Origin of the sequence: Streptacidiphilus jeojiense (assembly GCF_000719095.1) — a bacterium.
Lineage (GTDB): Bacteria > Actinomycetota > Actinomycetes > Streptomycetales > Streptomycetaceae > Streptacidiphilus > Streptacidiphilus jeojiensis.
Genome location: NZ_JOEH01000011.1, coordinates 163,884 through 176,477 on the forward strand (window position 1 = coordinate 163,884; position 12,594 = coordinate 176,477).

A 12,594-nucleotide genomic window follows, 5' to 3' on the forward strand; every position below is an offset into this window, starting at 1 on the left:
AGACCTTCATGATCAAGCACGGTGTGGTCTCCCTGCTCGCGCTCGCCGCCGCCTTCCTGCTGTGCGGCTGGCTGCTGCCCGGCATGACCCTCCACGGTGGCCTGCTGGGCGTGCTGTGGACGACCGTACTGTTCGCCGTGATCAACTTCGTCCTCGGCGGCTTCCTGAAGACCCTGGCCCGCCCACTGGTCTGGATCACCTTCGGCCTGTTCCTGTTCGTGATCAACGCGATCACCCTCAAGGTCACCGCATTCGTCACCTCCGACCTGCAGATCCACGGCTTCGGAACCGCCCTGTGGGCCGCGCTGATCATGTCCGTGGTCGGAATCGCCGTGCGGCTGGTCCGGCGACACGCCGACGGATCGCCCTAGCTGGGCCAGGCCACAGTGCGAAAGGGAGAGGCAACGCATGGCCACCGGAGAACGCCCGCCCACACCGGAGTCAGCCGGCACCGAAGGGCCGTGGCAGGAGCAGGGCGAGGAACCGGACTACCGTGCCACCCTCGCCAACGAGCGCACCTTCCTGGCCTGGACCCGGACCAGCCTGGCCCTGCTGGCCGGCTCGCTGGCCGTCGTCCAGCTCGGCCAGGCCACCCCCATTGCCCTGCGGCTGGCTCTGGCCGCCTACCTGATCGCCCTCGCCATAGCCACAGTCCTGGTGGGGTACCACCGTTGGCGCTCAGTCCAGCACCGGATGCGCCTGCGCCAGCCGCTGGGACGGTCCGGGTACCAGCCGCTGATCGCTTTGGCCATGCTGGTGCTGGCCGTCCTCATCTGCGTCAGCGCGGCTGTCACCGCACCGTGAGCCAGGCCTGACACCGGGTCACCGGGCCGCAGCCCCTTGCGGGGACTCGCGAAGTGCCCGGCGCAGTTCAGCGACGACGGCATACGAGGCAGCCGCGAGGGGCACCGCCAGCAGCGCGCCCAGGACCGAGCCGACGCTGAAGCCCGCCGTGACCGCCAGCATCACCAGCGCCGGATGCATGGCCACGGTCCTGCTCTGCACCGTCGGCTGCAGGAACGTGCCCTCGACGAACTGCACCACGAGAACCACCCCCAGGGTCCACAGCGCCACTCCCACCCCACGGTCGCCGAGCGCGACCAGGACCGCGGTCAGGCCCGACAGGAACGCCCCTACGTAGGGGACGTAGGCTCCGACGAAGACCAGTGCGGCCAGTCCCGAGGCTCCCGGGACGTCCAGGATCAGCAGTCCGACCAGGATCAGGAACGCGTCCACTAGAGCGATCAGCGTCGTACCCCGCATGAATCCGGCGATCGCCAGATAGCCGCCGCGCAGCGCCCGAAGGAGAGGCCGCGCGACTGCCGTCGGCAGCACTCGGTCCAGGACCGCGGGGATCCGATCTGCGTCCCGGAGCAGGAAGAAGGTGATGGCCAGGGACAGCACCCCGCCGGTCACCAACTGGCTGGCCACGCTGATCCCGTGGAAGGCCCCCTCTGCCACGGCACGGCCAAGATGCCCGCCCAGCCCGCGCAGTCCGCCGGCAACGGAACGCACCACATCGGCAACGGTCCCCTGGTCGAACCGGCCGGGCGCGCGGAGCAGCGCCTGGAGCAGGCGTTCCGCGTTGCTGGCCAGGGTGTGGGCGACGATGAACACCGCCGTGACGACGACCGCGCAGACGGCGGCGCAGGCGACCGCCGCTCCCAGCGCGCGTCCGGCTCCCAGCCGCAGCAGCAGCCGCAGTACGGGGTCGAGCAGGGCCGTGGCCAGCACGGCGACGACCAGTGGGATGACCGCGACCCGAAACACCCAGGCCAGCAGGAGGAGCAGGGTGAGCGCCCCCGCCGCGACGAGCCCGGAGATCGTCCAGGCGGTGACCTTGACCACCTGGGCGGGAAGGGCGGACATCATCGTGGGGTGGCCGGTCGGCCTGGCGGTGACCGGGGGCGGTTCGCCGATGTCGCTCATCGGGTGCCCGCCCGCCCTCGCCCGCCCGTGAGGCCGTTCCTCGGCATCACTGTGCCGCGCTGAGGAGTCGCCATCGGATGCTCATTGAGGTGACGCTAACCAGGCCTCGGATCCATCCTCGGCACCGCGCCCAGCGCCCGGTCCTGCTTCCCCCTATCGGCGCAGCCAGCCGGAAGCGGAGCGGGTTCGCGTTGGGGCGCCGGGTGCGGTCGGGGCACGGCTGGGGGCGTCGTGGGCTACTCCTCGTATCGGATGCCGTAGGGGGCGGCGATGGGGTTGAGTTCGGCGGGGGTGAATCCGTTGGGGTTGGTGGCCGGTCCGGCTTCGGCCAGGTCCTCCAGGTAGCACTCCCAGCCGCCGGGCGAGGAGATCTGCAGCACGCGGGGCGGTATGTCGGTGGCGCGGCCGAGCGCGTGCGGGACTCCCTTGGGCAGGAGGATGAACGAGCCGCTGGGGATGGTGAGGTCCTCGCCGTCGAAGTGCACGCCGAGTTCGCCCTCCAGGACGTAGATCATCTCGTCCGCGAGGTGGTGGGTGTGCCGCGGAATGTCACGGACCAGGGTCACTTCCAGCAGGGACAGGCGGCCTTGCGTGTCCTCCGTGCGTGCCTTGACCTGGAAGGGCGGCGGCAGCACCACGCGGCCGGCCCTGCGCTCGCCAGGCAGCAGCTTGATGAATCGCTCGTTCGGCATGGTGGTCTTCTCCCTCGGTATCACGGTGGGCGGGTCGGTGTCGTGGAGTGGTTCACCGGTCGGGGTCAGCGCTCTGGAGGACCTCGGCCAGCCGGGTCAGGGCGGCCACGACCTGCGCGCGGTCCTCGCCGAGTCCGGCCAGTAGCTCGACCTCACGCTCCAGCAGCCGAGGGAAGAGCGCGTCGATGACGTGCTCACCGGCCGGGGTGATGAGGACCTCTACCGACCGGCGGTCCGCTGCGCTGGGGGTGCGTCGGATGTAACCGCGCTCTTCCAGGCGGGCCAGGCTCTTGCTCACCGCCACCGTGGAGATCCCCAGGTGTGCGGCCAGCCGGCGGGCGATGACGGGCCCCGAGGCGTCGCGCAGCGGAATGAGCAGGTCCAGTTCCGGCGCGGTCACCGGTGCCGCCTCGTGCAGCGGACGCAGTGCCCGCTCATGCAGCGTGTGGACCCGGCGGATCAGCGCGATCACCTCCATCGGGGAGGTGTCCATGCCCGGATGCCGCTCCACCCATCGCGTGCGCATGTCCTCAACGGAAGGAAGCACAGCCAGCCAATCGTTAACTGGTGAACAATTGGTTTCACCATACTGCAGGAGGCCACCCGCGAACAGGGCACCGCCCAGGCAGCCGCCGACGGCTCCACGCAACCGCAGGCCCCCCCTGCGGCCGCCTCAACCGCGTCGTCGGCGGGCGAAAACGGCTCGGCCCTGCTGCACTACCGGGCCTGGCCGGCGTCCGCTCGGGGGGCGGGGGTGGGGGCGCTTTCGCGGACGGTGAGTCGGGTGGGAAGGATCAGCGAACCCGGATCGCGGCCGTCGATGACGTCGACGAGCATGCGCGCCATCTCGCGGCCCAGGGAGCGCACCGGCTGACGAACCGTCGTCAGCGGCGGATCGGCGTAGGGGGCACTGGCCAGGTCGTCGAACCCGACCACGGCCACGTCCTGAGGGGCACGCAGGCCACGGTGCCGCAGGGTGCGAAGCGCGCCCAGGGCCATACCGTCGCCGGCTGCGAAGACGGCATCCAGGTCCGGGTGCGCCGCCAGGAGGCGCTCCATGGCACTCTCGCCGCCGCGCAGGGTGAAGTCCCCGGCCTCTACTGCCAGCAGTGGGAGCCCTGCCAGGGTCAGCGCCTCGCGGAAGCCTTGTTCACGGGCAACGGACGCCTGCAGGTCCACCTGCCCCGTGATCATCGCAATGCGCTGCCGGCCGCTGCGCGCCAGGTGCTCCGCGGCCAGGCGGCCGCCCCCGCGGTTGTCGGGATCCACGTACCAACGGGGCGTGCCGTGCAGCGGCAGACCGCCGAAGACCACGGGCAGTTCCGTCTGCTCGGCCAGGCGCCCCAGCGGGTCCTCGCCGCGCACGGCCATCAGCATCAGCCCGTCGGCGCGGCGGGCGGCCAGGATGCGCCGCAGACGTTCGGTGCCGCGGGGCGTGTGGGCCAGCAGCAGGATCAGTTCCAGGTCGGTCTGCTCCAGGAAGGAGCTGACTCCGAGGGTGACTTCGGCGAAGAACGGGTCGGCGAACAGCGTGGGCTCGTCGCTGGAGACGGCGAGTACGACAGCGCCCACCCGCCGTGTGGCCAGGGCGCGGGCGGTCGAGTTGGGGACGTAGCCCAGTTCCTGGACCGCGCGCCGCACCGCCTCGCGCTTGGCCTGACTGACATGGGGGTCGTCATTGATCGCCCGCGAGGCCGCGGTGCGCGAGACCCCCGCCCGCGCAGCGACCTCGTCCAATGTGGGCTGCCTGCGGGGAGATGCCTGCATGCGTTCCTTGCCCCTCCACCAAACCGTTGAGTGCCCGCACCGCGGGGAAGCGCTGATGGTAGCGCTTCCAGCTGAAGCTGCCGCCACCTTCCAGTGTTGACACTCTTGACATGGCATCACACCCAGTCAATCATCATAAAAACTGGAAGCGCTTCCAGTTGCTTGGCGCAGAACCCCTTGGCCAGCCTCCATATGACAGTTCAATTCGGCAGCTAGATGGGATTAGCATCCGAATCTCGTGAGGCTTCGATCATGGAAGCGCTTCCATGACAGGGCAGGTCAGTTGCACCACCGTCCGAACCACCCTTCGGCCCGCAGTATCGGGAGGTACCACCATGCCCCTGACCCTTCTCAGGCCCGCCAGGCTGCTGACAGCAGCCCTGGCCACCTGTCTGCTGACGGCGCTGACCGCCGTCCCGGCCCACGCCAGCTCCTGGGGCACCCCGGTGAGCCTGAACTCCCTCAGCTTCTGGAACGTCGTCTCCGGCCGCTGGACGGACAACAACGAGCTGGAGACCTACACACCCAGCTGCGTCTGGTACGACGGCTCCACCCTGATGATCAAGACCTACAACGCGGGCGGCGGCGTGTACGACTCGGGCCGCGTGGAGTCCAAGGCCCTCTACGGCTACGGCACTTACAGCTTCACCGCCAGCATGCCCAACGGCGACGGCCTGCTCCCCGCGGTCTGGGGCGCCTACCTCAACCCCTGGCTGCCCGAGATGGACGCCGCTGAGGTCATCGGCTCCAAGCCCACCACCGCTTACCAGACCTTCCACGACGCCAGCAACAACCAGACCCAGTGGGCGGTCAACAACTCCAGCGGCTGGACCAACGCCTTCCACACCTACTCGTTCACCTGGTGGCCCGACCACATCGACTTCTGGGTCGACGGCGTCTTCACCGGCACCAAGTGGTACAGCACCGCGTCCGGTGTCGGCATGCACTTCATCATCGACACCGCCGTCGGCGGCGACTGGCCCGGCAACCCCGACTCCTCCACCTGGGCCACCGCCGACGGGGCGCGCTACCTGAAGGTCAGTGCCGTCACCTACACCCCCTACTACCCCTGACCCGGCGCGCCCCCGAGAGAATCCACGCATGAAACCGACGACCGGAGCGATGAATCGCGACGCCTCCCCGGTGCGCGGCGGCGATGCGTACTACCTGCGCCACCTTCCGGATCGTCAGCCCAGTGCAGCACGATGCCACCGGCGAAGTGCGTGCCCGCGTTGATCAGCGTCATGCCGGGAGCGATCCGGTGGGTGTCGCCCGTCCAGCAGGGCGAGCAAGCAGGTAGCCGCGGACTCCCTCGATAGGGTGTGCGCCGACAGTGCGGACGCACCAAGTCAGGGGGAACCGTGGGACTCTTCGACATATCCGCAGAACCGCTGCGGCCCGACGAGAGCGAGACGGGGCCGCTGCCGCCGCGCTCGCGAAGCGGGCTGTGGTGGCAGTTCTGGTTCCAGTGGACATACTTGCTGGTCGGGTCCGCACTGATCCTCGGCGTGGTCGGCCTGATGCTCTGCGCCTCGGCGGCCGGAGGCGGGGACGTAGGGGGACTGGGCGGTGGCGGCAGGGGCACCCAGATCAGGATCGGCGGTTACGTCGTGCTGACCCGTCGCCAGTACCGGCTGGAGCGCGACGGCAGTCGCGACGACTGGGAAAAGCGGGTCCAGGAAGCGCTGCGCGAGGGCACCGAGAAGGCAGAGAGGAAGCGCGCTGCGGAGGCGAAGAGCCGCACGAAGGCCGAGACCAAGGCCGCGGCCAAAGGCAAGCAGCTCAAGCATGAGCCGCTCCTGCCCGACCAACTGGAACTGACCCCACCCGTCTACCGCGGCGCCGGAATCGGCCTCGTCGAGGAGCTGGCCGCGCCGCACGGCTGGGAGCTCGACTGGAAGCGGACCCGGGCGTCGAAGCTGCAGACCGCCTGCCTGACGCGCCGTCCGAGCACCGGGCCAGCAGAGCGCTTGGACGCCGACGGCGAATGAACCGGTGGGGCATGACGATATCGGTGGAGCCGACCTCACCCTGGTGATCGGCCTGTCTCGTCCGCCAGTTCGGCCAGTTGCTGCGCTTGTGCACGAGTCTGGTCGTCCATGGGAAAGAAGCACTCGATGCGCAGTTCCTGGAGGGTGACGTCCTGCGGCGTGCCCAGGGTGGTGACGGTGGAGAAGTAGTCGAACCGGCGGCCGGCGCGGGCGTAGCGGACGGGCACGATCGGCAACTGCGGGGTGGCCGGGTCCAGGGTCCGAAGTGACGGGGGCACCCCGGGATAGTCGAGCACCTCGTCGAGGATGCGTTGTGCGTGCTGGTCGGTGACGCCGCCGATCGCTTCCCGCCGGACACGCCGGATCAGGGCCTCGGCGACCTCGTTCCAGTTGGAGATGTGTCGCCGGATTCCATCGGGGTGGAACATGCGGCGCAGCACGTTGGGTGGCCCGGGCGGCGTGCCTTCCTGGTTGTCGTGGAGGTAGGCGAAGAACCTGCGGGCGGCGGTGTTGGTGTGCTGGATGTCCCAGTTCCTGTCCATCACCAGGGCGGGGAAGGGCTCTTGCTGGGCCAGGATCGCCTCCAGGGCGTTGCTCACCGCGCTCAGCGCGGGTGCGGCCAGCGGGGACTCCTGGAATTCGGGGGAGAAACCCGCGCTGAGCAGCAGGGTGTTGCGTTCGCGTAGCGGTACGTCGAGGACGTCGGCGAGGCGCAGCACCATGGCGCGGCTTGGTCGGGCCCGGCCGGTCTCCAGGAAGCACAGGTGTCGGGTGGAGACGGATGCCTGGGAGGCCAGCGTGAGTTGACTCAGTCGCCGGGCGTTGCGCCAGTGCTTGAGCAGGGGGCCGATGTCAGACATCGCTCACGTGTGCCTCGGTCCATGCGTGGGGCTGCACTGGCGCTTCCAGCGGGGGGTGGGCGAGATTGGCGGTGTGGTTGGTCATCGTCGAGATTGCCACACCGGTCACCACCTCGAGCAGTTGCGACCGGGTGAAGCCGGCTGCGAGGAAGGCCGCCGTCTGCGTGTCGTCGAGGTGGCCGCGGCGGGCGATGAGCGTGGTGGTGAGGGTGGAGAGCGCTGCCATGCGCGGGTCGGCGGGCAGGTCCCCGTTGCGCAGGGCTTGGACCGTGGCGGGCTCGACCCCGTCCGCCAGCGCCTCCAGCGAGTGGAAGGCCACCGCCCACGCACAGGTGTTGGCGACTGCGTTGGAGAGCAGCAGTACCTGCCGTTCGGCCGGAGTGAAGGTGCCGGCACCGCGAAAGTGGCCGAAGGCCGACAGGAAGGTGTTCAGCAGCGTCGGGGAGTTGGCCATCAGGCCGGCTCCGTTGGGAACGAACCCGAACGCGTCGTCGAGGACGGCCAGCGCCTGCTGCGCTTGCGCGGGGGCGGTGCGGACGGTGTGGATCTGGAAGTCGGTCATGGGTTCAACATTGCGCCGCCCGCGATGTGGAACCAATTCCCTGTCAGGTAAGCGGGCGTGCAAGGTGGGCCCAGGACCTGCTGCCGTCCGGTGTGCCGAGCGGCTCCTGCCCCGCGCGGAGGTCGAACCCGGTCCCGACTGACGTGTCGAGCTGCCAGGCTGGTGGCGTGTGACGCCCTGGGCGATGGGGCGTGGGGGCTTGCATATGACAGATGCATACGTCCATGGCACATTCATCAAAGCCGATCAGAATCCAAAGACTTCCGACATTCAGTCAGTCCGTTTGTGGGACCTCCCTAGAGTCGTCGCCATGCCGAACATCGATATCGCGCTCAAGGAAGCCATGGCGATCGACGGAGCGATCGGCGTCGCAGTCGTCGACTACACCAGCGGGATGGCGCTGGGATTCGAGGGAGGCGGCACCGGCCTGGACCTCAGCGTCGCAGCCGCCGGCAACACCGAAGTCGTGCGCGCCAAACTGCGCACCCTGGAGATGCTCAACCTGCACCACGAGGGCATCGAGGACATCCTGATCACCCTCACCAGCCAGTACCACCTCATCCGACCGCTCACCAAGCAGGGCAGCCAGGGCCACTTCCTCTACCTGGCTCTGGACCGGAACCGCGCCAACCTGGCCCTGGCCCGCCTGAGGCTGCGCCAGATCGAGGACAATCTCGCCCTCTGACCCCAACGCCCGTACACCGAGCAGGAACTGAACCGTGGGCGCATCCCTCGCCGTCTGGCAGCCACACGCCGAAGCCGGGCCCGTCACCTCGCTCGCCGAGGCGCTGGACCGGGCCCTGCGCATCCCGGGAAGCGCAGCCGCACTGCTGGGAGACCTCAGCGGGGACAGCACGCTGAGCGCCCGACACCCCAAGGCGCCCGAAGGACTGGCCCAACTGACAGCGCGCAGCAGCCTCGCCTACGCACGGGCAGGGGAACCGCCGGAAGAACTGGTCCTGACCGGCCGGCACTACACCTCGCTCATGCAGACCACACCGGTTCCCACCGGTGGTCACGCCTTTGTCCAGGTGACACTGCTGCGCGCCGAGGCGAACCTGGCACTGGCGAGGATGGCGCTCCCCGACATCGTCCTCGCGCTCCCCGCCCTGCTCGCACGCCAGCGCGCCGCCACGCTGCCACGGCGCAAGCGGACCGAGACCGGGACCGCTCCCCCGCGCCGAGCAGGGCTTCCCACGGCTACGCTCCAGCGGATCATCGACAGCATGAAGAACATCTGAGCGGTGACATCTCGGGGCGTCGGCCACGACCTCCCCCGCCCGGTGGTCGATGGCGCGCTCCGCCGGCGAGGAGTGCCCGCCGACCGGCCCGCCCGGATTTCGGGCGGGCCGTGCAATGCCTAGGCCAGGGGCTGGGGCTTGATCATGGCGAACGGGGCGCCCTGCGGGTCAGCGACCACCGTCATCCGGCCGGCCATCATGTCGAACGGGGGCGCCAGCACCGTGCCGCCTCGCTTGACCAGCGCGTCCACGGTCGAGTCCACGTCGTCGACGGCGAAGTACGTCAGCCAGTGCGCCGGCGTGCCGGGCGGGTCATTGGCCAGCAGGGTGACGCCGCCGACGGCGCGGTCGCCGACCCGCAACTCCCAGTAGGAGTCGGCGCCGTTCAGCGGCGCGATCTCGATCCCGAATGCCTCGCGGTAGAACGCGGTGGCAGCCTGTACGTCGCTGGTGTGCAGCTCGTTCCAGGTCAGCGCGCCGGCCTCGTTGACCACCTGCGCGCCGAAGAACTCACCGGGCTGCCACACGCCGAACACCGCACCCTGCGGGTCGGCGGCCACCGTCATCCGGCCCAGGTTGCCGACGTCCATGGTCGGGACGAGCACCGTGCCGCCGGCCGAGACGATCGCGTCCTGGGTGGCCTGGGCGTCCGTGGTAGCCAGGTAACTGGTCCACACGGTCGGCGGCTCCGGCATTCCCTCGGGCGCCATCACCGGACCGATCCCTGCTACGGCTTTGCCGTTCAGCTCGCAGACCGCGTACCCGCCGAACTCTTCCGGGCCGGGCTGTCCCTGCCAGCCGAGCAGGTCGCGGTAGAAGTCCAACGCCGCCTGCTGGTCCTTCGCCATCAGGTCCACCCAGCACGGGGTGCCGGTCGGGTAGGGGGTGGTGACTTCGGGCATGCGCGCTCCTTGTGCATCGGGGTCTCGTACCACCCTTTCGTCCGGCCCGATGTCGGCCTACCCGACACACCACCACGAATTGGGGAATCGCGAGCGACCACGCTCCGTCGTCCCGAGTCGGGTGCAGAGCCCCTTGCACTCCGTGGTTAATGGCACTAACTTATGGCGAGTGAGCTTAACCAACTCCGAGGAGCAGTCAGTCATGACCACGATCAACGTCCCCACTCCCGCCGCCACCACCGGGACGGCCGTCCGACCGCGGCACCGCCCCACTGCCCTTGCGGTCGTCGGTGTCGCCTATTCGCTCTCCTGGATCGCCGCACTGTCGGTCGGGCCCGGCAACGTCAGCGCGACGGCGGACGGGCAGCAGATCGCGGCCGCCTACGGCGCGCAGAAGGTCGGCGCGACGGCGCAGTACCTGCTCTCCGAGGGGCTCCCGGCCCTGGGACTGGCCCTGGTCGGCCTGGCGCTGGCGCGGGCGGCCCGTCGGGCCGGGCTGCTGCGCGCCGCACGGACCACCGCGGTCGCTGCCCTCTCGGCTGCGGCGATCTCGACCGTGCAGTGCGTGCTGGGGCTGGTCCTGGTGCTCTCCTCGGTTCCGCGCGGCGCGACCGGGGAGGCACATCTGCTGTTCGAACTGGTCAATAGGATGGACGGTGTGAAGATGCTCGTCCTTGCCGTGCTCGCGCTGGCCGGCGCCTCACTGTCCCGGTCCGGTGTCGCCGCCACCTGGCTGCGCCTGCCCGGCTACGCACTGGCCTTGACCATCGCCGGATCCGGCATCGGCTACCTGCTGCTGCTCGGCGGCCTGACCTCGCTCGCCTACCTGTCCCTGCCGCTGCTGATGCTCTGGGTGACCAGCACCGGCATCAGTCTCCCCCGCAAGGCGCGGTGATCCGCAGGTGCCCCCACGCCCCGGTCTCAACCGCCTCCGCATCACCGCGGAGGCGGCCGCCGTCGCCGACGAGAACGGCTTGGAACGGCTGACCCTGGCCGCCGTCGCCAAGCGCTGCGGCGTCTCACTTCCCGGCCTCTACAAGCACGTCGAGGGCCTGGACGCGGTCAGACGCGACCTCGCCGTCCATGCCGTCCGCGAGCTGACCGCGGCCATGGCGATGGCCGCGGCCGGCCTGGCCGGTCGGGACGCCCTGCACGCCGTGGCCCACGCCTACCGCGCCTTCGCCACCGCCCACCCCGGCCTGGCCGCCGCAGGAGTGGCCGCCCCGGCCCCCGACGACACCGAGCACGCCCAGGCAGGGGTCGCCGCCGTCACCGTCCTCGCCTCGGTCCTCAAGGGATACGGCATCGAGGGCGCGGACGCCGTCGACGCCGTCCGCGCCCTGCGCGCCACCCTCCACGGCTTCACCAGCCTGGAGAGCGCCGGTGGCTTCGGCCTGGCCCAGTCCGTCGACACCAGCTTCACCCGCCTGGTCGACGGTCTGGACGCCGCCTTCCGGCACTGGTCCGCGGCCGGCTGAGTCCGTCCCTGCCGTCCCACCGCACCATGGATCGAACCCGGCCGGGCTTCGGCGGCCGTTGCGGAAGGTGCAGACGGTCCACGGTGTACGGCCTGCGCTGCTGGGCGTAGGCTCCGGGGGCTGGCTGGGGCAGGGGTGGGGGGACGGGTGTCGCTGTCGTGGGATGGGGCCGGGTTGCCGCCGGTGGCTGCGGCGCGAGTGGCCCGGGCCGGGTCCGGTGGTGCATGGTCGTCGGCGCTGTCGGCGGGGGAATTCGCCGCGATCAGGTCGGTCGGCTTCGAGCCGGTGGGTCAGGTGATGGGGTCGACAGTCGTTCACATCGACCGTGCCGGCCCGTATCCGGGGTACCTCGCTTGCGGATACACCGATCAGGGCGATCCCTTCAGTGTGGCTCCGGTCGCGTTGTCGGGTGGCGGGGCACCGTGTGCCGCTCTGGTGCAGGCGTACGACGCGGCCCGGCGTACCGCACTGGCGCGCATGAACGCTGAGTGCGTCGCGCTGGGCGGTGACGGCGTGGTGGCGGCTCAGCTGACGATGGCTCCGTTCCCGGCCGCTGCGAACTGCCAGGAGTTCCAGGTGATCGGTACCGCGGTGCGGGCGGCCGGACCGGTGCGGCCGCCCCGCCCGTTCACCTCCCATCTGGACGGGCTGGGCTTCGCCAAGCTCCTTGGCGCCGGTTGGGTGCCGGTGGACCTGCTCGTCGCCACCTCGATCGGGGTGCGCCACGACAACTCGGCGACCCGGGAGATGGCCGACTCGTGGGCCAATCAGCAGATGGACGGATGGACGCGGCTGGTCAGAGTCGTTCGCGCCGACGCCCGACGGCAGCTGCGCCGTCACGGCGCGCGCCACGGCGGCGACGGCATCATCCTGTCCAGCGCCGACCTACGGGTCTGGGAGGAGAGCTGCGTGAGCAGAACAGGGGACAAGGGGAAGCGCGATCACCTCGCGGAGAGCACCCTGGTCGGCACCACGATCGCACGCTTCACCACCGCACCGGCCCAGCCGCGCACCCTGACGGTCATGCCGCTGAACGACGACGGCGCCCTTCGCCGGCGCCTGGCCCGGGCGGCAGACCACTGACGTAGCCCCAGGACAACACCACCGCACCAGTCCCTCGTGCAGGGTGAGTTCCGCATCCGAGCGGGACCGTACCGACGGTTCCCGCGGGT

16 protein-coding genes are annotated in these 12,594 nt (G+C 70.1%); 9 read left to right on the plus strand and 7 right to left on the minus strand.

Annotation, left to right across the window (positions count from 1 at the left end; genetic code table 11):
* The first annotated feature begins 8 nt into the window (after positions 1–8).
* Together IF29_RS0116885 and IF29_RS0116890 are read left to right on the plus strand one after the other, a co-directional pair.
* A complete protein-coding gene (locus IF29_RS0116885) occupies positions 9–371 on the plus strand; it encodes a phage holin family protein (RefSeq protein ID WP_051725412.1) in 363 nt (120 codons plus the stop codon).
* Positions 372–408: 37 nt separating this feature from the next.
* Entirely contained in the window at positions 409–804 is a 396-nt protein-coding gene (locus IF29_RS0116890) for a YidH family protein (RefSeq protein ID WP_030255240.1), read from the plus strand.
* 18 nt (positions 805–822) lie between these two features.
* Here the strand turns inward: IF29_RS0116890 and IF29_RS0116895 are convergent, their stop codons facing one another.
* The 4 genes from IF29_RS0116895 to IF29_RS0116910 all read right to left on the minus strand — a co-directional run bounded on the left by IF29_RS0116895 (position 823) and on the right by IF29_RS0116910 (position 4,388).
* Positions 823–1,929, minus strand: coding sequence for an AI-2E family transporter (locus tag IF29_RS0116895; protein WP_051725413.1), 1,107 nt, complete (start codon positions 1,927–1,929; stop codon positions 823–825).
* 236 nt (positions 1,930–2,165) lie between these two features.
* Entirely contained in the window at positions 2,166–2,621 is a 456-nt protein-coding gene (locus IF29_RS0116900) for a cupin domain-containing protein (protein ID WP_030255246.1), read from the minus strand.
* Positions 2,622–2,673: 52 nt separating this feature from the next.
* Complete coding sequence (locus IF29_RS0116905) at positions 2,674–3,147, minus strand: MarR family winged helix-turn-helix transcriptional regulator (RefSeq protein WP_030255248.1); 474 nt, start codon at positions 3,145–3,147, stop codon at positions 2,674–2,676.
* A gap of 191 nt (positions 3,148–3,338) precedes the next feature.
* Positions 3,339–4,388 (minus strand): LacI family DNA-binding transcriptional regulator, encoded by a 1,050-nt coding sequence (locus IF29_RS0116910; RefSeq protein WP_030255251.1) that lies wholly within the window; start codon positions 4,386–4,388, stop codon positions 3,339–3,341.
* A gap of 335 nt (positions 4,389–4,723) precedes the next feature.
* Here IF29_RS0116910 and IF29_RS0116915 point away from each other — a divergent pair, with 335 nt between their 5' ends.
* Together IF29_RS0116915 and IF29_RS42075 are read left to right on the plus strand one after the other, a co-directional pair.
* Positions 4,724–5,461, plus strand: a complete 738-nt coding sequence (locus tag IF29_RS0116915) for a glycoside hydrolase family 16 protein (RefSeq protein WP_030255253.1) — start codon at positions 4,724–4,726, stop codon at positions 5,459–5,461.
* A 288-nt stretch (positions 5,462–5,749) separates the two neighbouring features.
* Positions 5,750–6,379: a hypothetical protein gene (locus tag IF29_RS42075; protein ID WP_037595524.1), complete on the plus strand. Its 630-nt coding sequence runs from the start codon at positions 5,750–5,752 to the stop codon at positions 6,377–6,379.
* A 35-nt stretch (positions 6,380–6,414) separates the two neighbouring features.
* Here IF29_RS42075 and IF29_RS0116925 read toward each other — a convergent pair whose 3' ends face one another.
* Both IF29_RS0116925 and IF29_RS0116930 read right to left on the minus strand, forming a co-directional pair.
* Positions 6,415–7,239 carry a helix-turn-helix domain-containing protein gene (locus IF29_RS0116925; protein WP_037595526.1) on the minus strand — a complete coding sequence of 275 codons (825 nt, stop codon included), beginning with the start codon at positions 7,237–7,239 and terminating at the stop codon, positions 6,415–6,417.
* Positions 7,232–7,801, minus strand: coding sequence for a carboxymuconolactone decarboxylase family protein (locus tag IF29_RS0116930; protein ID WP_030255258.1), 570 nt, complete (start codon positions 7,799–7,801; stop codon positions 7,232–7,234). The genes IF29_RS0116925 and IF29_RS0116930 overlap by 8 nt, the downstream gene beginning before the upstream one ends.
* A gap of 310 nt (positions 7,802–8,111) precedes the next feature.
* Between IF29_RS0116930 and IF29_RS0116935 the strand changes: the two genes are divergently transcribed.
* The gene (locus IF29_RS0116935) at positions 8,112–8,486 is read left to right on the plus strand and encodes a hypothetical protein (protein WP_030255261.1); all 375 of its coding nucleotides are present in this window, start codon (positions 8,112–8,114) and stop codon (positions 8,484–8,486) included.
* A 34-nt stretch (positions 8,487–8,520) separates the two neighbouring features.
* The gene (locus tag IF29_RS0116940) at positions 8,521–9,042 is read left to right on the plus strand and encodes a hypothetical protein (RefSeq protein WP_030255264.1); all 522 of its coding nucleotides are present in this window, start codon (positions 8,521–8,523) and stop codon (positions 9,040–9,042) included.
* A 119-nt stretch (positions 9,043–9,161) separates the two neighbouring features.
* On the opposite strand, the gene IF29_RS0116945 is transcribed toward IF29_RS0116940, so the two are convergent.
* On the minus strand, positions 9,162–9,944 hold the full coding sequence (locus IF29_RS0116945; RefSeq protein WP_030255267.1) for a VOC family protein: 783 nt from the start codon (positions 9,942–9,944) through the stop codon (positions 9,162–9,164).
* Between the two features lie 202 nt (positions 9,945–10,146).
* On the opposite strand from IF29_RS0116945, the gene IF29_RS0116950 reads away from it, so the two are divergent.
* The 3 genes from IF29_RS0116950 (at position 10,147) to IF29_RS0116960 (ending at position 12,505) form a co-directional block, all read left to right on the plus strand.
* Positions 10,147–10,839 (plus strand): hypothetical protein, encoded by a 693-nt coding sequence (locus IF29_RS0116950; RefSeq protein ID WP_030255270.1) that lies wholly within the window; start codon positions 10,147–10,149, stop codon positions 10,837–10,839.
* A 7-nt stretch (positions 10,840–10,846) separates the two neighbouring features.
* Entirely contained in the window at positions 10,847–11,422 is a 576-nt protein-coding gene (locus IF29_RS0116955; RefSeq protein ID WP_037595530.1) for a TetR/AcrR family transcriptional regulator, read from the plus strand.
* A 297-nt stretch (positions 11,423–11,719) separates the two neighbouring features.
* Positions 11,720–12,505: a heavy metal-binding domain-containing protein gene (locus IF29_RS0116960; protein WP_269665009.1), complete on the plus strand. Its 786-nt coding sequence runs from the start codon at positions 11,720–11,722 to the stop codon at positions 12,503–12,505.
* Positions 12,506–12,594: the final 89 nt, after the last annotated feature.